The organism is Ruegeria sp. CE8, from assembly GCF_056537465.1.
Genome location: NZ_JBQFRP010000001.1, coordinates 507,465 through 526,166, shown reverse-complemented (window position 1 = coordinate 526,166; position 18,702 = coordinate 507,465). Strand labels below are relative to the sequence as shown.

Sequence of the window (18,702 nt, the reverse complement as noted above, 5' to 3'; positions counted from 1 at the left end):
TGACAGTTATCCACAGGTTGCGTTCGATGTGCCCGACAGGCTAAGGCGAGATCATGAGCTGGTTCATCCGATTCAACAAACCTTTCGATGTGTTGCCGCAGTTCACGGACCGCGCAAACGCGGAGACTCCGCGCAGCACGCTGTCGGATTTCATCGACCTGCCCGGTGTTTACCCGGCCGGGCGCCTGGATCGGGACAGCGAGGGCCTTATGCTGCTGACCGACAATGGCAGGCTGCAAGCACAGATATCTGACCCTAAGCACAAGATGGCGAAAACATATTGGGTTCAGGTCGAAGGCGTGCCAGATGCGACCGCCTTGAAAGCGCTTCGTGACGGGGTCGACCTGAAGGACGGGCCGACTCGCCCTGCCAAAGCCCGCATGATGGATGAGCCAGAAGGGCTGTGGCCGCGCAATCCTCCGATACGTGTTCGCCAGACCGTGCCGGATTGCTGGATCGAACTCACTTTGCGCGAAGGTCGAAACCGGCAGGTTCGGCGCATGACCGCTGCTGTCGGCCACCCGACCCTGCGCCTGATCCGGGCGCGCATCGGTGACTGGACGCTGGACGGGTTGGAACCCGGCCAATGGGACAGTCTGTCGGCACCTGCACTGACCGCGCCGCCGCAGCGCAAACGAGACCGCCGCCCGCGCAGGTGACGAAAACGCCCTTTTGTGATAGGCTTAGGGCATGAAAGTCACCCGAAACACGCCGCCCCCTGAAGGCATCCTTGAAGCTGCGCTCTATGTTGACGATCTGGACGCAGCCGAACGGTTCTATGGGGAAATACTGGCGTTGGAGCAAATTCAACGCGTCGCCGACCGGCACATTTTTTTTCGAGTTGGCGGTTCGGTATTGTTATTGTTCAACGCGGATGAGACGGAAAAGCTTCCGGGTAATCCCGATCTTCCTGTCCCGCCGCACGGCGCCCGTGGGCCTGGACATGTCTGCATGACACTATCGCGCACTCAGATCGACGAAATGCGCAAGCACTTGCTGGAATGGAACATCCCCATCGATGCCGAGTTTGATTGGCCGAACGGAGCACGATCGCTGTACATCCGGGACCCGGCGGGCAATTCAGTCGAGTTTGCCGAGGGCCACCTGTGGACCTGATCCCTTAGCGCAACGGCTGCTTCTCTCCGCCAACGACGCGGTAGATGTCGCTGGAAACAACTCCGACCTCGCCCAGTACAGCCTGAAACTCTGCCATGTGAGGGGCCGCAAAATGCGCCTCGAGCGCGGCCTGATCCTGCCATTCCTCATAGACGCGAAACCGGTTGGCAAAACCAAGAATCAGACTGAATTCGTAGACGAGACAGCCGGGTTCTCTGACGGTCTCCGCCACCATACGCCGCGCTGCGGTTGCGGCTTTTTCCACACCACACGGTGATACCTCGACTGTTCCCGTAACAATCAGCATGCCGCCCCTCTCGTCAGTTCAAATCGCTTCGAGATTCTGTCAACCGGCGTACCGTCCTGCAGGGCGACACCATACGCGACCGAGTAGTCCCGAAATCCCATCTTGTCGTAGTAGTTGAGCCCCGGCCGATTGTCGGCCCGGATGGTCGCGCTGATCGCGGTGAACCCAAGCGCCGCTGCCTGGGTCGAAGTTTCAGCAAAAAGGGCGCGCCCTGCCCCTTTCAGCACCGGCTCGCGCCGGGTGAAGGTCGCGATATCAACGCAATCATCCGGCAGGTCGTCATGAACTCCAAGCCATTGGAATCCGGCCACCTCGCCCTGATCGTCGAGAGCAACGTGGCAACAAATCTTGTCCACCCCGTTCAGGTAGGCTTGGGCAAACAGCGCTTCTGTAAACGGTTCTTCCAACGCGGTCGTGCATCCAATCGCAATGATTTCATTGAGGATGCGACACGCCGCGACCACATCCTCTTGCATCATGGGGCGAACCGCGATCATCGCTACAGGCTCAGCTTGTCGCGCATGAAGGCCAGCGCAACGCTGAGGCCGTCCGGAGCAATCCCGTGACCAGTCCCCTTCATCACATGCGCATAAACCTCCTTGAACCCTGCGGCCTGCAGCGCTTCGGCTGCTTCGGGCAGCGATTGAGGCGGCACCACGTCATCGGCGTCGCCGTGCACCAGCAAAACAGGCATCCGGCTAACGGTTTCATCGGGCAACAGATCCGGCTCTAATAAGCGGCCCGAGAATGCGACGATCCCGGCCACAGGGTCTTCACGGCGCGGGGCGACGTGCAGGCTCATCATTGTGCCTTGGCTAAAGCCGAACAGAACCACCTGCTCGGGCAGCACGTCTTCGTCCACCATCAGGGCATCGAGAAAAGCGTTGAAATCCTCGACCGCCATTTCCATGCCACGACGCGCTTCTTCCTCGGAAGAGCCATCGATCCAAGGGATCGGAAACCACTGGAACCCATTGGGCATTCCGGGAATTTGTTCTGGCGCATCTGGCGCCACGAACAATGTGTCCGGCAGATGCTCGCCCAGCGGATCGGCAAGCCCCAGCAAGTCTGCCCCGTTGGCGCCATATCCGTGCACGAACACTACGACCGAGCGTGTGTCGCCCGAAACCGGCTCTTTTCGGAGTGCATTCAAAACGCGTGTCATCTGATCCCTTCTCGTTCCTTAGCCACCCGGTAATAGGCCCACAGAACCCGCGCCGCAACCGAACGCCAAGGCGACCACGCCTCGGCCATTTGCCGCAACTGTTTGTCTGCTGGCCGTTCGGGCAAATCGTAGAGGATGCGCGCCGCTTCTTGCAGTGCCAGATCGCCGGGTGCGATCACATCGGCGCGGCCGAGCGAAAACATAGCGTAGATCTCGGCGGTCCAAACACCGATACCGGGCACTTCGGTCAGAATAGCCACGACATCTTCATTAGAAGCGTCCCGTAACGCGTTGTAATCAATACGCGCCTCGGCCAGGGCGCGCGCGTATCTGATCTTCTGGCGGCTTAACCCAACTGCGCGCAACTCATCATCCGTGGCCCACATGATTTTGCGAGGGCCGGTCAGTTTCGCATCCTTCAGTCGTTTCCAGATCGCATTGGCCGAGGCGACGCTGACCTGTTGGCTGACGATTGCGCTGAGCAATTGCGCGAACCCGTCGGGACGACGGCGCAGGGGCAACGGACCGGTCTGCTCCATCGCGTAGGCCATACGCGGGCAAGTGTCGGCCAGCCAGCCCGCTCCTTCCTCGACACAGTCAGATGTTTCGATGATCCGCCCTACGGACATGTGCCCTCCGGCCTTGGGTTTCGGATGCACGTTAGGCTGCTTTGCCGCAGATGCAACCCGCTTGTGCGCAATCGTTTTCGCCGATACGCATGTGCCCATGACGATGACATCGATCACCCCGGACAACAGTCAGGCCAAACGCAACGTCGCTGTTCTGGTCGCCGCGCAAGCCTTGCTGGGCGCGCAGATGCCCATGATTTTCATTGTCGGAGGGCTGGCAGGTCAGTCGTTGGCGACAAATGCATGCCTTGCGACGTTGCCTATTTCTCTGATCGTGCTGGGGTCGATGCTGGCCGCCACCCCGATTTCGGCCATCATGCAGCGGTGGGGGCGCCGCGCCGGGTTTCTGGTTGGCGCAACAGCGGGTGCCTGCGGTGGTCTGGTCGGAGCATATGGCCTCTTTCTGGGATCGTTCCCGGTTTTCCTGGTTGGAAGCTTGCTGACAGGAATCTACATGAGCGCGCACGGTTTCTACCGATTTGCAGCCGCCGACACGGCATCGGACGAGTTTCGCCCAAAAGCAATCTCTTACGTTATGGCCGGAGGGCTGGCGGCGGCCATCATTGGGCCGCAGATCGTCAAGTTGACTTCGACCGCTTATGTCATTCCGTTCCTCGGCACCTATATCGCCGTCATCGCAGTCAACGTCGTCGGTTCGGCACTGTTCTTTTTTCTCGATATTCCGACACCGCCCAAACCCGCGGCTGATGCGCCCAAAGGTCGGTCGCGGATCGAGTTGCTCAAAACGCCCCGCATCGCGGTCGCCATCATTTGCGCGATGGTATCTTACGCGCTGATGAACCTTGTTATGACCTCCACGCCGCTGGCGGTTGTGGGCTGTGGGTTCACCGCCAATGATGCGGCAGATGTCGTCACCAGCCATGTGCTGGCCATGTACATCCCCAGCTTTTTCACCGGTCAACTGATCGCGCGGTTTGGCGTCGAACGGATCGTGGCTGTGGGCCTGTTCATTCTCGCCGCGGCCGGAGCCGTTGCTTTGCAAGGGGTTGAACTGGGCAACTTCTTTGTTGCGCTGATCCTGCTGGGGATCGGTTGGAACTTTGGCTTTATTGGCGCCACCACGATGCTGGCTGAATCGCATGACGTGAGCGAGCGCGGTCGCATGCAGGGCCTGAACGACTTGTTGGTGTTCGGCGGCGTGACCTTTGCCTCGCTGGCTTCAGGCGGATTGATGAACTGCTCGGGTGGCTCGGCGATTGAAGGTTGGACCGCTGTGAACGTCGCAATGGTACCGCTGCTTACCTTGGCAGGCGGCGCGCTGTTGTGGCTAACGATGCGGCCCCGTACAGCTTAATCGTCAAGCCGTTTCAACGCGGCAAATGCATCGTTTTTCTGCGCCTCAGCGATGCCCTCATCAATATGCTTACGGTAAATGTCCCACATTTGCCGCCTTAGGGCCCGGCCCTTGTCAGTGACACGCAGAATCTTCCCCCGCCCATCGCCTGTTGCCGCGTGACGCGTCAGCAAACCGCCTTCTGCCATTCTCGCGACCTGACGGGAAAAGCTGGATTGGTCGAACAACAATTGCTGCTCTAACTGCTTGGGCCTCAAGCCGTCTGGCGCCCTTTCAAGCTCCCACAGCACGTCGTACCAATGCAGTCTTGGGTATCCGGCCGCCACCAACGCACGCTCGGCCCGGGAAAAGATCCGGGTGCGCGTTTGGTTCAGCGCAATCCAGGCCGCTTCTCTTTCGTCAAATCCGCTCATCACGCCTCCGCGAGGATTGTGTTTTTGCTTTGCTCATCCACTTAGATGCATTTACATGTTTTTCTATCAACCCAGCAAATCAGAGAAACACTATGAAACCGCTCTACGCAACCGCACTTGCATTAGCACTGGCGACCCCTGCCGTTGCCGAAACATATCATTTCGATCAAGGACACACGGAAATCAGGTTTTATTACAACCACGCCGGTTTGACCGAGCAGTCCGGTGAATGGACCGCGGTCTCTGGCACAGTCGAGTTTGACCCTGAAAACGTTACTGCAACCAGCGCGGATATTACGATTGATGCCTCCAGCGTTGAAACCGGTTGGGGGCCGCTCAACGATCACCTCAAAAGCAGTGATTTCTTCGAAATCGAAACTTACCCCGAGATCCGCTTTGTCTCGACCTCGGCGGTTCAAACCGGTGCGAGCACCCTGCGGATGATCGGAGACCTGACGATCAAGGATAAGACAAAACCCGCATCGCTTGAGATCAATCTGACCTTTATGGGCGCACACCCCTTGGCCGGGTTCTTCGACTACTACAAAGGCGAATGGGTCGGGGTCGAAGCCTCAAGCCAGTTGTTGCGCAGCGATTTTGGCGTTGGGATGTTCGCACCGGGAACATCGGACATGGTCGACCTGAAAATCTCGGCTGAAATGCGTGCCGGCGGCTGGGAATAACTACCAGCGTCCCGTCGCCGCCCGGGCCATCAAGGACAGGCGGCGGCGAATTTCCCCCGGACCAAGCGCGCCTGCAGCCACCCGTTCAGGGCGCTCTATGACCTGCTTCAATATCAATCCGGTCTGCCACCCTGCGTGAAGCGCAGCCGAGGCCTTTTTCGAAACGGCCTGTCGATTTGACCGGGCCCGGTTCAATCTTTCAGCCGCCTTTTCGGCCAGACGCCGAACACCCGCAGGCGTCCCATCCAGCAAAGGTACTCGTCCGCGCGCCTCAAGGTCTGGAATGGCACGAAACCAATTGGCGACGCCCATGGCATAGCCGAAATCCCGCACGACATCCTCATCCGCCGGACCCAAAGCCTGTGCGGATACAACCATGAGCGTCCCCGCACTGTGGTTGATATAGGCGTCGAAATGCGCGTCATCCTCAAACGGATCACGATAAATATCCCAACGCCTTACAGCGACATATTCATCAAACATCGCCGCCAGATGCGGGGATAACGCGCGCGACAGCGGAGTAACCACCTCGTGCCGCCGTACATTTGGACCTTCGGCGATCTCCTGCAAGGCGTCGCGCCACCATTGCAGGCGCATCTCTGCGATCATCGGCTCTTGCGTGACCCATGGCGCGCGGGCCACCTCGACGTTCAGAGCATAGATCGGAAACAAAACCGCCCGCGCCGCAACCGGCGCGGCCATGGCCGCCATGAATCGGTCAGGATCAGCCCGATGCAGCAAAGCGGCGCACGCCTTGACGTCATCGTCAAACTGCACGCTCACTCGGCCACCGCTGTCTGTGGACCGCAATCCCGTACCAATTTCCACTGGATCGCATCCAGCAGTGCCTCGAACGAAGCATCGACTATGTTTGCACTGACGCCCACCGTGGACCACCGACGCCCCTGCCCGTCTTCGCTGTCGATTATGACGCGCGTCACGGCCTCGGTGCCGCCCTGAGTTATTCGCACCTTGAAGTCCACCAGATGCATGTCATCCAGTATCGGAGAGTACTGCCCCAGATCCTTGGCCAGAGCTTTCGCCAAAGCGTTTACCGGGCCGCGATCACTGCCATCGCCATCCAGCGACTCGCTGACCGACAGTTTCTTTTCACCATCGACTTTCACAACAACAACCGCCTCAGACAGGCTGACCATCTTGTTGTACTTGTTCTTGCGCCGTTCAACGGTGACCTTATAGCGCTTGACCTCAAAGAACTCGGGCAATTGCCCCAACTCGTCGCGCGCCAGCAGTTCGAAGCTGGCCTGTGCTGTGTCGTAGGAATAGCCGTCCGCCTCGCGCAGTTTGATCCGCTCAAGAATACGCCCCAAAGCTGGATCGCCTGCCTCGACGGTCAAACCCGCCTCGGTAAGACGCTTGCGCAAATTCGACTGCCCCGCCTGGTTCGACATCGGGATGATCCGGGTGTTGCCAACCGACGCCGGGTCGACATGCTCATATGTCGAAGGGTCTTTCAGAATCGCGCTCGCGTGCAGCCCCGCCTTGTGAGCAAAGGCCGAGGCACCGACATAGGCTGACTGCTTGCTGGGCACCCGATTCAGGATGTCATCCAGCATCCTACTGACACGCGTCAGACCGGCCAAAGCCTCGACACTGACACCGATATCGAAACCCGACGCGTAAGGCTCTTTCAACAGCAAGGTCGGGATCAGAGCGGTCAGATTTGCATTGCCACAACGCTCACCCAACCCGTTCAAAGTGCCCTGTATCTGTCGCGCCCCCGCATCTACGGCAGCCAGAGAACAAGCTACCGCGTTTTCCGTATCGTTATGCGTATGGATGCCCAGCCGATCCCCCGGAAGGCCCGTGGCAATCACCTCGGACACGATCCGCGACACTTCGGCGGGCAAAGCCCCCCCGTTGGTGTCGCACAGAACGACCCACCGCGCGCCCGCTTCCAGCGCAGCCCGGCACACCTCAATCGCATAGGCGGGATTGTCCTTGTACCCATCAAAGAAATGTTCGGCATCAAACAGCGCTTCACGCCCCTGCGCCACGATATGCGCGATCGAGGCGCGTACGTTCTCGACATTCTCCTCCAGCGGGATGCCAAGGGCATGGGTCACATGATAGTCGTGCGACTTGCCCACCAGACACACCGCCTGCGTGCCTGCGTTCATCACCGCCGCCAGCACATCGTCATTCTCGGCCGACCGGCCGGAGCGTTTGGTCATCCCAAAGGCGGTCAAACGGGCCGACGTTTTCGGCGCCGCATCGAAAAACGCGCTGTCCGTCGGGTTTGCACCCGGCCAACCGCCTTCGATGTAGTCCACACACAACACATCCAGTGCCTGCGCGATCTGCACCTTCTCAGCGGTCGAGAACTGGACACCCTGCGTCTGCTGCCCATCGCGCAGGGTTGTGTCGTAGAGGTAGAGGCGTTCTTTGGTCATCGCTTGCTCCCGCTGGCCCTCAGTCATCGTTTACGCCAGCTTGGCGCGGCAGGAATGATTTTGGTCAACCATCAGACATTCTCCAATTTTGCCGCATCAAAGCCTGCGCCGGGCACCAGCTCTACGCCCTCTTTGCTCATACGAACTTCTAGGCCAGCAGCTAGGTAGGCAGCTTTCAGGCGATCCACTTCCGAGAAGTCCTTGTTTTGCATCGCAACGGCGCGCGCATCCGCAAGTTTCGTCGCGTGAGCAGACAAATCCAATGACCCGGTATCCGCCCAAGCTCCGATCTCTTCGGTCAGCAAACCCAACACCTGAGCGCTCGCCAACAACCCGGCAGCGTCACCTTCGGCCGCCATCCGGTGCAGTTCGGTCAAAGCGCCCGCAGTATTCAGGTCATCACTCAGCGCAGCAACAACCGCGGGTGCCGCGCTGGCGGCGGGCTCAATGCCCGCTGTCAGCGCCCGCCACTTGCGTAGCGTCGCCTCAGCCTCGCGGGCCTTTTTTTCGGTCCAGTCCATCGGCTTGCGATAATGGGTCTGCAGGAACACAAAGCGGATCACCTCACCCGGCACGCCCTGCTCCAACAAGTCATGTACAGTGAAGAAGTTGCCCAGAGATTTGGACATCTTCTTGCCTTCGACCTGCAGCATTTCGTTGTGCAGCCAGACGCGCGCGAACTCACCATGCGGGTGGGCGCACTTGCTCTGCGCGATCTCATTCTCATGGTGTGGGAACATCAGGTCGTTGCCGCCGCCGTGAATGTCAAAGCTTTCGCCCAGCAGCTCATAGCTCATGGCCGAGCATTCGATGTGCCAGCCCGGACGACCTCGGCCCCAAGGAGAATCCCACCCAGGCAGATCATCTGTCGAAGGCTTCCACAGCACGAAATCCATCGGGTTTTTCTTGTAGGGCGCAACCTCGACGCGGGCACCCGCGATCATGTCATCGACGGATCGGCCGGACAGCGAACCATACTGCTCTTTCCAGCTATCCACCGCGAACAGAACATGCCCCTCGGCCGCATAGGCGTGACCCTTTGCGATCAAATCTTCAATCATCGCAATCATTTGCGCGATGTACTGAGTCGCACGCGGCATCTCATCGGGCTCCAGCGCACCCAATGCGCCCATGTCATGCAAGTACCAGCCGATGGTTTCATCCGACCGTTCCTGCACCAACTGCTCCAGCGTTCCGTCGGCACCCGCCTTTTGACGCGCCAAAGCCGTTGCGTTGATCTTATCATCGACGTCGGTGAAATTGCGAACATAGGTCACATGATCCGGGCCGTAGACATGGCGAAGCAAACGATAGAGCACGTCAAACACAACAACGGGCCGGGCATTGCCCAGATGGGCGCGGTCGTAAACTGTTGGACCACAGACATACATCCGCACGTTTTCGGGATCGATCGGAACGAAATCCTCTTTCGTCCGCGTCCGGGTATTGTGCAGTTTGATCGTCGTCATCAGTCGGCTCCTAAGAACAACAAAGCGTGTCGCGTTGACGCGGGCTTAGCAACTTGTCTCAGGGATGAAAACGAAAGAAACCGGCCCGCTTGATAAATCAGCAGGTAATGCAGCAGATAATGATGCAAGTCATCCGGTTCATGATCTCCCCCTAGCACGGACAGGAGGTCGAGCCAAGACTTGAGTTCGACCACCGGTTCGCGCACCGTGTTGATATGAGCCGAGATCTTGTTAATTCGATCTGCCGTGCATTGCCCGGAGCTGATCTGTCCGACCCGTGGGGCGGAGGCCATGACGCCTGGAAAGTCGGTGACAAGATGTTTGCGTGCATTGGCACCGCCAACGACGGTGTGTCCGTCAAAACTCCGGAAATTGAAACGGCACAGATGCTGATAGACGCCGGAATTGGTGCAAAGGCCCCCTATTTTCACCGCAGTTGGATTCGGCTGCCCTTCGATTGCGACGAGGATGAACTGCGCCACCGACTGACCTCATCCTATGATCTGGTCCGGTCGTCATTGACCAAAAAAGTGCAGGCCACTCTTCCCCCGCGAAGCTGATTGACTTTTCCCAAGGCCTCTGGCCCTGTCTGCGCTGAAGACAAGAACGGAGCGTGCCATGAAACTGTCGCAGTGTATCACTCATCTGACCGGGGGCGGCAGCGACGGTTGGGATGTGTTCTACCGCGCGCGCCGGCTGATCAGCGAAGGTCATCCGATCACCGAACTGACGATCGGTGAGCATGATATCCGCACGGACGAAACCATTCTGGACGCCATGGATATCTCTGCCCGGCAAGGAAACACCGGCTACGCCATGGTCCCCGGCACCGATTTGCTGCGAGACACCGTGGCAGCGCGCATTCAGGCCCGCACCGGGACAAAGACAACCCGCAACAATGTGCTCATAACTCCGGGGGGCCAGTCTGCCCTTTTTGCCGCGCATGTTGCCGTGTGCGACCCCGGGGATGTCGGTCTGTATCTCGATCCTTACTACGCCACCTATCCCGGAACGATTCGGGGCTCGGGCGCGACGGCGCGAGCAATCCAGGCGTCTGCGGCAGACGCATTCCAACCACGCGCCGAAGATGTCGACGCGGCGGCTGACGGTGCGGTTTCCCTATTGATTAATACGCCCAACAATCCCACCGGAGTCGTCTACTCAAAGCAGACACTTGAAGGAATCGCCGAGGTCTGCCGCAAACGCGACCTCTGGCTGATTTCGGATGAGGTCTATGACACACAAGTCTGGGATGGCGCGCATATTTCCCCGCGCACCCTGCCCGACATGACCGAGCGAACGCTGGTGGTCGGGTCGATGTCTAAATCACATGCCATGACCGGTTCGCGCTGTGGCTGGGTTGTCGGGCCGGAAGAGGTGATCTCTCATCTGATCAACCTCGCCACGCATACGACTTACGGGGTGCCCGGGTTCATTCAGGACGCGGCCAGCTTTGCGTTGAATGCGGGTACCGACTTTGAAGAAGAAATTGCGGCTCCGTTCCGCCGTCGCCGCGCACTGGCGATTGACATTCTGGCCGCGCAAAACACCGTCGGCCTGGTTCCCGCGCAAGGCGCGATGTACCTGATGCTCGACATCCGCGCCACCCGGATGAGCGGTGAGGCTTTTGCCAACGCACTGCTGGATACCCACGCGATCGCGGTCATGCCGGGCGAAAGCTTTGGTCAAGCGGCCGCCGGACATGTCCGGGTTGCAATGACCATAGAAGACGACCGTTTCGCCGCAGCCCTCAAGACGATCTGCGATTTCGCAACTGGGTTGGCGGAAAGTCACGCGGCGGAATAGAGGGAATCAGAAGCGGAATGTGGTCCGGAGGTTGAAAACGTTGGCATCAACTCCGCCCTCGGTCCGGGTTACATCGTCAAAGTTCTGACGCAAGGCCTCGCCGCTGATCACAAAGCTTTCGCCGATCGGGTAGGCAAGGCCGATGCCGTAGACAGCTGCGGTATCATTATCTTCCGACGCGTCCAACCGGGCCGCGCCGACGACGACATAACCCAGGGCGGGCCCAAAATCATAGCCGCCCCGCAGTTTCAGGCGGGTCATGCTGTCCAGGCTACCTTCGCCCTGCCCCAAATCCAGCGAAAGACGATTATATTCAAGCTCGCCGCCCAAAACAAAATTGCCGAAGTCATAGTCATAGCCGACGAGGGGTCCGAAGACCGTATCGTTTCCGCTGGACCCGCCGGGGCCATCTGCATCCGCATAGCCAAAGCTGAAACCCGCATATGCACCTGTCCAATCCTCGGCCAAAGCAGGTACAGCGCCGATCGCCGTCCAAGCAAAAATGAGGGTCGTCAGGGCTTTCATCAACCTCTCCAAATAACCTTGCAAAAAGCCTAGGTCGTTACCGGGGACCGTCACATCAAACTTGGTCGGCAATCCTTAACAATAAGTTGAGATCACAAACCGGCCTTAAATAAGTTATAGAAGCATAACAGATTTTTCCAACTTCGGTAAAAAACTTTACCCAAGGGCAAGAACGTGATGCCGCCAAGGCACAACACTTCGCTTTTGGCTCCTCAGGTCGCAAACAGGACAGATTGTTGTTCCCCATCTTGAAAAACTGCGCCTCACCAACTGAGGACCCGCATGCAAAGTGACATTTGGAAAATTCGCCTGATCAGCCGTACCATTGGTGCGGATCGCGGGCGTGCCGCGCGGGGGCGGCCGGAAACAGTCTGAGTACACTCACCCTGAACGTACTTTATCGACCGGACTCTTAAACTATGAACGAACAAACCCGTAACACATCGCGCAGCGGCGGACGTGCCGCGCGCCGTGCAGCCCGTGCATCGGCACTGCCGGAACATCTGCGCCCCATTCGTCCTGGAATGGAGGGCGGAACTCTGAAAGTGCTGACCCAAGCACAAGTCGAAAAAATCCATGAAGCTGCGCTGACTGCATTGGAAACCATCGGCCTGGCCGACGCCCCCCAAAGCGGGATCGACTACCTTGTCGGCGCCGGGTGTATTTTGGGTGATGACGGCCGCATCCGATTCCCTCGGGCTTTGGTCGAAGACACCATCGCCAAAGCCAATCGATCGGTCACTTTACACAGTCGGGACGGCAAAACCGATCTGGAACTGTCGGGAAACCGGGTGCACTATGGCACCGCCGGCGCAGCCGTCAGCATGGTCGACGTTCACGGACAGGAATACCGCGATTCAACCGTTCAGGACCTGCACGACGCCTCCCGGATCTGCGAACAACTTGAAAACATTCACTTTGTCCAGCGTCCAATGGTGTGCCGCGACATCGCTGACAACCTTGAGATGGACCTGAACACCATCTACGCAACGACATCCGGCACGTTCAAACATATCGGCACATCGTTTACCGAACCGAGCCACGTCGCACCCGCGGTGGAAATGCTCCATATGATTGCCGGTGGCGAGGATAAGTGGCGCGAACGGCCGTTCATGTCCAATTCGAACTGCTTCGTTGTGCCCCCCATGAAATTCGCGACGGAAAGCTGCGAAGTGATGGAAGAGTGCATTAAGGCCGGCATGCCCGTCTTGCTACTGTCCGCCGGCATGGCTGGTGCAACCGCGCCTTCGACTGTCGCTGGTGCGATCACGCAAGCCACAGCTGAATGCCTGGCCGGCCTGGTTTATGTAAACGCCGTAAAGCCCGGCGCGCCCGCAGTTTTTGGCACCTGGCCCTTCGGTCTGGACCTGCGCACCGGCGCGATGTCCATCGGTTCGGGCGAGCAGGCCTTGCTGACCGCTGGCTGTGCCCAGATGCACCATTTCTACGACCTACCGGGCGGTGCCGCAGCGGGAGCGTCGGACGCGAAACTGCCAGACATGCAGGCTGGATGGGAGCAGATGTGCTCAAACGTCATGGCCGGACTTTCCGGGCTGAACATGGTGTATGAGGCCGCAGGTATGCACGCCTCACTACTGGGCTTCTGCTTTGAAAGCCTTATCCTTAGTGATGATCTGATCGGTCAGGCGCAGCGCTGCGTGCGCGGGATCGAAGTGACGGACGAAACACTGGCGCTGGATCAGATTGCCGAAGTCTGCCTGGGCGGACCGGGCCACTATCTTGGAACAGATGCCACACTCAGCCGTATGCAGGCGGATTATGTCTATCCGACCTTTGGCGATCGGTCTTCCCCTAAGGAATGGGTGGAATTGGGTAAACCAGACCTGATCCAAAAGGCGATCAAACGGAAGGAAGAAATTCTGTCCAACCCGTCCGCCGCCCGGTTCGATCCGCTTCTGGACGCCGAGCTTCGCGGCAGATTCAACATTCACTTACCGTCGTAACTAATTGAAATAAGGCGGCCCGAGGGGATCGGGCCGCCGATGCCTTCGTAGGATCAGCCGTTGCTGGGCGGTAGCAATCCAGCTTCCTGTGCGACGGCAATTTCATCTGCGTCCAGCGAACCATCGCCATTTGCGTCCATAGCCGAGAAACCGTCAGCGTCGACTTCAGGCAGAACAGCCTGAACCTCTTCGATGGTCAGAACTCCATCGCCATTTGTATCTGCTGATGCCTGCGCCGAAGCCAGTGCCGGCAGACCAATTGCGATTGCGGAAATGAGTGCGAGGTTTTGCGGTTTCATTGTGATGCCTCCTGATTAGATTTGTATGTGTGTTTTGCGTCCGGACAGGCACCAGAAACACCCATTGGCCCTACGCCGTCACCCCAAACTGTCGAGGCAACCGAATTCGCGCTATTCTCCGCGTGTTTGTCTGAGTCGCGTCCGCAATCAACCGCTGGACGAAATGCGCGAAACGAGTTTCGGCGAATCTTGCCCGACGCGCCTTACCCGATCCGGCAAGGCCCTGCCTAAACCGGCGAGTCGGCAGCCCAAAAAGAAAGGGGGCCGAAGCCCCCTGTCAGTTTCGCCTTCCAGGCTCATTTCGTTGACCGCCCGGTGTTTTTTTGCCTGCGGCCTGGACTGCGCATGGGACGAGCGCACCCGCCCCGTGAAAGAGTGGGAGGGAGCAAATATTCCGCCCCACCCTGTTCCCGGCCAACACGGGCATGTCGACCGAGTGGAACAAGGCATCCTTGGTAAGTCTTGGCGCCTTGCTCCGTGTTCGTCGGGATCGGATGTCCGAGGGGAAATCCTGATCCCTACACCCCGCGTGGCGGGGCGTTTGCCTTAGCTACACCCGCTGGTTGCGCCGCAGGTGTTGCATTTCATGCAGGTTCCGTTCCGTACTAGAGTGTAGTTTCCGCATTCGCCGCAGGGATCGCCCTCGTAGCCCTGCATCTTGGCCTTGGTGCGGGCATCCATGCTGGTTGCTACCGCGGTTTCCGTAACAGGCGCCTCGAATGTGGGCGCGGTTTCGGCCATGCCGTTCACCTCGGCCTGACCGCCATTGAAGACCATCAGGTCCTGCGGCAGGCGCTTGCGGAGGTATCCGGTCGAACTGATTTGTTTCAGCACTTCCAAAGACTTGGACGCAGCACTATCGCTTATCTCGGACACGTTGGACAGGCCATCTTCTTCACCCCGACCCAGATCATCGAAGGTTGCGCCTTCGGGCTTCACGTGGGCCAGATCGGTGCGGTCCAGATAGGATACGGCCAGTTCGCGGAAGATGTAATCCAGGATCGAAGTCGCGTTCTTGATCGAGTCGTTGCCCTGCACCATCCCTGCCGGTTCGAACTTGGTGAAGGTAAAGGCATCCACGAACTCTTCCAGCGGCACGCCGTATTGCAGACCGACCGACACCGCGATGGCAAAGTTGTTCATCATCGCCCGGAAGCCAGCGCCTTCCTTGTGCATATCGATGAATATCTCACCCAGCTTGCCGTCCTCGAACTCACCGGTCCGCAGGTAAACCTTGTGACCGCCCACGATTGCCTTTTGGGTATAGCCCTTGCGGCGATGCGGAAGTTTCTCGCGATGGCTGCGGATCATTTCTTTTACCACAACCTTCTCGATCACTTTCTCGGCCAAGACGACTGCTTTTTCCTGCGCCGATCCGCTTTCCAGCACTTCGGCCGCTTCATCATCATCCTCGACCAGCGCCGCCGCCAGCGGTTGCGACAGTTTCGAGCCGTCGCGATAGAGCGCGTTGGCCTTCACACCCAGCGACCACGAAAGTTCGTAAGCCTTCTGGCAATCCTCGATGGTTGCGTCATTCGGCATGTTGATCGTCTTCGAGATCGCACCCGAGATGAAGCTTTGCGCCGCGGCCATCATAGTGATGTGGCTATCAACCCCAAGGAAACGCTTGCCTTTCTTGCCGCAAGGGTTGGCGCAGTCAAAAATCGAATAGTGCTCTTCCCTCAGGTGCGGCGCGCCTTCCAGCGTCATGGTTCCGCAGACGTGGTCGTTCGCTGCGTCGATATCGGCCTTGGTAAAGCCCAAGTGGCGCAGCAGGTCGAAGGTCGGGTCGTTCAACTTGGTCGCCGGGATGCCCAGAACGCCGGTGCAAAAATCCTCGCCCAGCGTCCACTGGTTGAAGACGAAGCGGATGTCGAAGGCGCTTTCCAGCGCGGCATCCACTTTGGCCAGCTCATTCGGGCCAAACCCGTGGCCGGTCAGCGAGGTGTGGTTGATCCCCGGCGCGTTGCCGATTGTGCCGTGACCAACGGCATAACCCACAATCTCTTCAATCTGAGACGAGGAATACCCCAGCTTTTCCAGCGCCGACGGCACCGAGCGGTTGATGATCTTGAAGTAACCGCCACCGGCCAGCTTCTTGAACTTAACCAGAGCAAAGTCAGGTTCGATCCCGGTGGTGTCGCAATCCATCACCAAACCAATGGTGCCGGTGGGTGCGATCACGGTCGCCTGCGCGTTGCGGTAGCCGTTCTTTTCGCCGAGGCTCAGCGCTTCATCCCAAGCCGACATGGCCAGATCGATCAGACGCTTGTCTGGGCAGTTGTCGTGGTCCAGAGGCACCGGCTTTACGGCCAGTTTCTCATAGCCCTCGGTCACACCCTGCGATGCGCGGCGGTGGTTGCGGATGACGCGCAGCATGTGGTCTGCGTTGCGCTCATAACCTTTGAACGGGCCAAGCTCACCGGCGATCTCTGCCGAGGTTGCATAGGCCACACCGGTCATGATCGCAGTCAGTGCGCCACAAATCGCCCGCCCCTCGTCGGAGTCATAGCTGTAGCCCATGTTCATCAGCAGACCGCCGATATTGGCGTAACCCAGACCCAAGGTGCGGAAGTCATAGGACAGTTGCGCGATTTCCTTCGACGGGAACTGCGCCATTGTCACCGAGATTTCCAGCGTCAGGGTCCACAGACGCGAAGCGTGCATGTAATCCGCCGCCTGGAACTCGCCATCCTTGAGGAAGGTCAGCAGGTTCATCGACGCCAGGTTACAGGCCGTATCATCGAGGAACATGTATTCCGAGCATGGATTCGAACCGCGGATCGCGCCATCTTCGGGGCATGTGTGCCATTCGTTGACGGTGTCGTGGAACTGGATGCCCGGATCGGCACAGGCCCATGCCGCATGGCCAACCTTTTCCCACAGGTCGCGCGCCTTGACGGTCTTGGAGACCTTGCCATCGGTGCGGTTAATCAACTCCCAATCGGCGTCTTTTTCAACAGCCGTCAGGAACGCGTTGGTTACACGGATCGAGTTGTTCGAGTTCTGGCCCGAAACCGAGCTATAGGCTTCCGAATCCCAGTCCGTATCATAGGTCGGGAATTCGATACTGTCGTGACCCTGTCTGGCGTAATCGAGAACACGTTTGATGTAAGTCTCGGGGATCGCAACCTTTTTAGCTTCGCGAACCGCTTTCTTCAGGCCGTCATTCTTGTTGGGATCATACGCGTCGTCCTGCGCGCCGTCCCAGCTGCGGATGGCCTCGAAAATGCCGTTCAGCATCTTCTCGTGCATCTTCGATCCGGCAACGATCGAGGCCACCTTCTGCTCTTCGATCACCTTCCATTCGATGAATTGCTCGATGTCGGGGTGATCTGCATCGACGATTACCATCTTTGCTGCTCGACGGGTTGTTCCGCCTGATTTGATCGCGCCAGCGGCGCGGTCGCCGATCTTGAGAAAGCCCATGAGGCCCGAGGACTTACCGCCACCCGACAGCGCCTCGCCTTCTGCACGCAGATGGCTGAAGTTGGTCCCGGTGCCCGAGCCGTATTTGAACAGGCGCGCCTCGCGCACCCACAGATCCATGATGCCGCCTTCGTTCACCAGATCATCATCGACAGACTGGATGAAGCATGCGTGCGGCTGCGGATGTTCGTAAGCGGATTTCGATTTGGTCAGCTTGCCGGTCTTGTAGTCGACATAGTGGTGCCCCTGCGCCGGGCCATCGATTCCGTATGCCCAGTGCAGACCGGTGTTAAACCACTGCGGGCTGTTCGGTGCGGCACGCTGGGTTGCCAGCATATAGCGCATCTCATCGAAATAGGCGCGTGCGTCTTCCTCGGTCGAGAAATAACCGCCTTTCCAGCCCCAATAGGCCCATGCACCGGCCAGACGGTCAAACACTTGCTTGGAAGACGTCTCGCCATCGAACTCAGCGCCCTCCGCGGGGACCGAGCGCCACAGGAATTCGGGGACGTCCTTTTCCTTGACCTTTTTCAGCTTGGACGGCACGCCCGCCTTACGGAAATACTTCTGGGCAATAACGTCGCTTGCAACCTGACTCCAGCGCGCGGGCACTTCGATGTTATCCAGGCGAAAGACGATTGTGCCATCCGGGTTTCGGATCTCGGAGGTCGCAGAGACAAAGTCCAGATCTGCGTAAGCATCCTGCCCCGGTTTCGTAAATTTCCTGTCAATCTTCATGTCCGCCGCCCTAGATTCAATCAACTTGTCCGTTGGCATCTGGTCCAGAGACACGGACCGATCGCCTTGCCGTAATAATTCAGGCGCAATAGACCGGACGCTGCATTCCGCAGCGCAATACCGACCTAACGGTTGCACGTTACTATGATGTGCTTTCCGACCCTCGCCCTGTGCCCTACCCTGGTTTTTCTACCAGATTTTGTGGCATCGCTTCCGGCCCATACAACTTGGCGTATCTACCCATAGATCGTCAACGCCATTTTTAAGCCATTTTTGATATCTTTTGTGTTGACCGAATTCTGACACCCGCCTGCGCGGCGCTGAGGCCCGATTCCTCCACAGGTTCATCCACTGCGCCTTTGTAAAACCCCAGACGAATTAACCCTGTTTCCCGGCATAGTTATCGGCATTTGATAAACCAACGCTAAGA

General features: G+C 58.5%; 18 protein-coding genes. 7 read left to right on the top strand and 11 right to left on the bottom strand.

What is annotated here, in order from left to right:
- The first annotated feature begins 53 nt into the window (after positions 1 to 53).
- Both ACR0AA_RS02675 and ACR0AA_RS02670 read left to right on the top strand, forming a co-directional pair.
- Positions 54 to 659 (top strand): rRNA large subunit pseudouridine synthase E, encoded by a 606-nt coding sequence (locus ACR0AA_RS02675; RefSeq protein WP_480755379.1) that lies wholly within the window; start codon positions 54 to 56, stop codon positions 657 to 659.
- 31 nt (positions 660 to 690) lie between these two features.
- The gene (locus tag ACR0AA_RS02670; RefSeq protein WP_480755378.1) at positions 691 to 1,116 is read left to right on the top strand and encodes a VOC family protein; all 426 of its coding nucleotides are present in this window, start codon (positions 691 to 693) and stop codon (positions 1,114 to 1,116) included.
- 4 nt (positions 1,117 to 1,120) lie between these two features.
- On the opposite strand, the gene ACR0AA_RS02665 is transcribed toward ACR0AA_RS02670, so the two are convergent.
- The 4 genes from ACR0AA_RS02665 to ACR0AA_RS02650 are packed head-to-tail and all read right to left on the bottom strand — an operon-like array spanning position 1,121 to position 3,217.
- Positions 1,121 to 1,423, bottom strand: a complete 303-nt coding sequence (locus ACR0AA_RS02665; RefSeq protein WP_480755377.1) for a putative quinol monooxygenase — start codon at positions 1,421 to 1,423, stop codon at positions 1,121 to 1,123.
- Positions 1,417 to 1,920 (bottom strand): N-acetyltransferase family protein, encoded by a 504-nt coding sequence (locus tag ACR0AA_RS02660; protein ID WP_480755376.1) that lies wholly within the window; start codon positions 1,918 to 1,920, stop codon positions 1,417 to 1,419. The genes ACR0AA_RS02665 and ACR0AA_RS02660 overlap by 7 nt, the downstream gene beginning before the upstream one ends.
- A 2-nt stretch (positions 1,921 to 1,922) precedes the next feature.
- Positions 1,923 to 2,588: an alpha/beta hydrolase gene (locus ACR0AA_RS02655; RefSeq protein WP_239335029.1), complete on the bottom strand. Its 666-nt coding sequence runs from the start codon at positions 2,586 to 2,588 to the stop codon at positions 1,923 to 1,925.
- The gene (locus ACR0AA_RS02650) at positions 2,585 to 3,217 is read right to left on the bottom strand and encodes a DNA-3-methyladenine glycosylase family protein (protein ID WP_480755375.1); all 633 of its coding nucleotides are present in this window, start codon (positions 3,215 to 3,217) and stop codon (positions 2,585 to 2,587) included. The genes ACR0AA_RS02655 and ACR0AA_RS02650 overlap by 4 nt, the downstream gene beginning before the upstream one ends.
- A 97-nt stretch (positions 3,218 to 3,314) precedes the next feature.
- On the opposite strand from ACR0AA_RS02650, the gene ACR0AA_RS02645 reads away from it, so the two are divergent.
- Positions 3,315 to 4,532, top strand: coding sequence for an MFS transporter (locus ACR0AA_RS02645; RefSeq protein ID WP_480755410.1), 1,218 nt, complete (start codon positions 3,315 to 3,317; stop codon positions 4,530 to 4,532).
- Here ACR0AA_RS02645 and ACR0AA_RS02640 read toward each other — a convergent pair.
- On the bottom strand, positions 4,529 to 4,945 hold the full coding sequence (locus ACR0AA_RS02640; protein ID WP_480755374.1) for a MarR family winged helix-turn-helix transcriptional regulator: 417 nt from the start codon (positions 4,943 to 4,945) through the stop codon (positions 4,529 to 4,531). The two genes, ACR0AA_RS02645 and ACR0AA_RS02640, sit on opposite strands and share 4 nt — an antisense overlap.
- 92 nt (positions 4,946 to 5,037) lie before the next feature.
- On the opposite strand from ACR0AA_RS02640, the gene ACR0AA_RS02635 reads away from it, so the two are divergent.
- Positions 5,038 to 5,628, top strand: coding sequence for a YceI family protein (locus ACR0AA_RS02635; RefSeq protein WP_480660344.1), 591 nt, complete (start codon positions 5,038 to 5,040; stop codon positions 5,626 to 5,628).
- On the opposite strand, the gene ACR0AA_RS02630 is transcribed toward ACR0AA_RS02635, so the two are convergent.
- The 3 genes from ACR0AA_RS02630 to cysS form a co-directional block, all read right to left on the bottom strand.
- Positions 5,629 to 6,405, bottom strand: coding sequence for a squalene/phytoene synthase family protein (locus ACR0AA_RS02630; protein WP_480661197.1), 777 nt, complete (start codon positions 6,403 to 6,405; stop codon positions 5,629 to 5,631).
- A 2-nt stretch (positions 6,406 to 6,407) separates the two neighbouring features.
- On the bottom strand, positions 6,408 to 8,042 hold the full coding sequence (cimA, locus tag ACR0AA_RS02625; protein ID WP_480755373.1) for a citramalate synthase: 1,635 nt from the start codon (positions 8,040 to 8,042) through the stop codon (positions 6,408 to 6,410).
- 71 nt (positions 8,043 to 8,113) lie between these two features.
- Positions 8,114 to 9,511 (bottom strand): cysteine--tRNA ligase, encoded by a 1,398-nt coding sequence (cysS, locus tag ACR0AA_RS02620; protein WP_480660348.1) that lies wholly within the window; start codon positions 9,509 to 9,511, stop codon positions 8,114 to 8,116.
- Positions 9,512 to 9,726: 215 nt separating this feature from the next.
- Between cysS and ACR0AA_RS02615 the strand changes: the two genes are divergently transcribed.
- Together ACR0AA_RS02615 and ACR0AA_RS02610 are read left to right on the top strand one after the other, a co-directional pair.
- Positions 9,727 to 10,071: an MmcQ/YjbR family DNA-binding protein gene (locus ACR0AA_RS02615; RefSeq protein WP_480755372.1), complete on the top strand. Its 345-nt coding sequence runs from the start codon at positions 9,727 to 9,729 to the stop codon at positions 10,069 to 10,071.
- A gap of 58 nt (positions 10,072 to 10,129) precedes the next feature.
- Positions 10,130 to 11,317 (top strand): pyridoxal phosphate-dependent aminotransferase, encoded by a 1,188-nt coding sequence (locus ACR0AA_RS02610; protein WP_480755371.1) that lies wholly within the window; start codon positions 10,130 to 10,132, stop codon positions 11,315 to 11,317.
- A gap of 6 nt (positions 11,318 to 11,323) precedes the next feature.
- Here the strand turns inward: ACR0AA_RS02610 and ACR0AA_RS02605 are convergent, their stop codons facing one another.
- Positions 11,324 to 11,842, bottom strand: a complete 519-nt coding sequence (locus tag ACR0AA_RS02605) for an outer membrane protein (RefSeq protein WP_480660354.1) — start codon at positions 11,840 to 11,842, stop codon at positions 11,324 to 11,326.
- A gap of 419 nt (positions 11,843 to 12,261) precedes the next feature.
- Between ACR0AA_RS02605 and ACR0AA_RS02600 the strand changes: the two genes are divergently transcribed.
- The gene (locus tag ACR0AA_RS02600; RefSeq protein WP_480660356.1) at positions 12,262 to 13,806 is read left to right on the top strand and encodes a trimethylamine methyltransferase family protein; all 1,545 of its coding nucleotides are present in this window, start codon (positions 12,262 to 12,264) and stop codon (positions 13,804 to 13,806) included.
- A 53-nt stretch (positions 13,807 to 13,859) separates the two neighbouring features.
- On the opposite strand, the gene ACR0AA_RS02595 is transcribed toward ACR0AA_RS02600, so the two are convergent.
- Both ACR0AA_RS02595 and ACR0AA_RS02590 read right to left on the bottom strand, forming a co-directional pair.
- On the bottom strand, positions 13,860 to 14,105 hold the full coding sequence (locus ACR0AA_RS02595) for an EF-hand domain-containing protein (RefSeq protein WP_480660358.1): 246 nt from the start codon (positions 14,103 to 14,105) through the stop codon (positions 13,860 to 13,862).
- Between the two features lie 546 nt (positions 14,106 to 14,651).
- Positions 14,652 to 18,272 (bottom strand): vitamin B12-dependent ribonucleotide reductase, encoded by a 3,621-nt coding sequence (locus ACR0AA_RS02590; protein WP_480660360.1) that lies wholly within the window; start codon positions 18,270 to 18,272, stop codon positions 14,652 to 14,654.
- Positions 18,273 to 18,702 lie beyond the last annotated feature (430 nt).

Coding starts and splice junctions, on each gene's coding strand:
- ACR0AA_RS02650 (WP_480755375.1), bottom strand. CDS start 3,217: ATGTCCGTAGGGCGGATCATCGAAACATCTGACTGTGTCGAGGAAGGA.
- ACR0AA_RS02595 (WP_480660358.1), bottom strand. CDS start 14,105: ATGAAACCGCAAAACCTCGCACTCATTTCCGCAATCGCAATTGGTCTG.
- ACR0AA_RS02665 (WP_480755377.1), bottom strand. CDS start 1,423: ATGCTGATTGTTACGGGAACAGTCGAGGTATCACCGTGTGGTGTGGAA.
- ACR0AA_RS02590 (WP_480660360.1), bottom strand. CDS start 18,272: ATGAAGATTGACAGGAAATTTACGAAACCGGGGCAGGATGCTTACGCA.
- ACR0AA_RS02640 (WP_480755374.1), bottom strand. CDS start 4,945: ATGAGCGGATTTGACGAAAGAGAAGCGGCCTGGATTGCGCTGAACCAA.
- ACR0AA_RS02635 (WP_480660344.1), top strand. CDS start 5,038: ATGAAACCGCTCTACGCAACCGCACTTGCATTAGCACTGGCGACCCCT.
- ACR0AA_RS02660 (WP_480755376.1), bottom strand. CDS start 1,920: ATGATCGCGGTTCGCCCCATGATGCAAGAGGATGTGGTCGCGGCGTGT.
- ACR0AA_RS02675 (WP_480755379.1), top strand. CDS start 54: ATGAGCTGGTTCATCCGATTCAACAAACCTTTCGATGTGTTGCCGCAG.
- ACR0AA_RS02615 (WP_480755372.1), top strand. CDS start 9,727: ATGAGCCGAGATCTTGTTAATTCGATCTGCCGTGCATTGCCCGGAGCT.
- ACR0AA_RS02610 (WP_480755371.1), top strand. CDS start 10,130: ATGAAACTGTCGCAGTGTATCACTCATCTGACCGGGGGCGGCAGCGAC.
- ACR0AA_RS02645 (WP_480755410.1), top strand. CDS start 3,315: ATGACGATGACATCGATCACCCCGGACAACAGTCAGGCCAAACGCAAC.
- ACR0AA_RS02600 (WP_480660356.1), top strand. CDS start 12,262: ATGAACGAACAAACCCGTAACACATCGCGCAGCGGCGGACGTGCCGCG.
- ACR0AA_RS02605 (WP_480660354.1), bottom strand. CDS start 11,842: ATGAAAGCCCTGACGACCCTCATTTTTGCTTGGACGGCGATCGGCGCT.
- cimA (WP_480755373.1), bottom strand. CDS start 8,042: ATGACCAAAGAACGCCTCTACCTCTACGACACAACCCTGCGCGATGGG.
- ACR0AA_RS02655 (WP_239335029.1), bottom strand. CDS start 2,588: ATGACACGCGTTTTGAATGCACTCCGAAAAGAGCCGGTTTCGGGCGAC.
- ACR0AA_RS02670 (WP_480755378.1), top strand. CDS start 691: ATGAAAGTCACCCGAAACACGCCGCCCCCTGAAGGCATCCTTGAAGCT.
- cysS (WP_480660348.1), bottom strand. CDS start 9,511: ATGACGACGATCAAACTGCACAATACCCGGACGCGGACGAAAGAGGAT.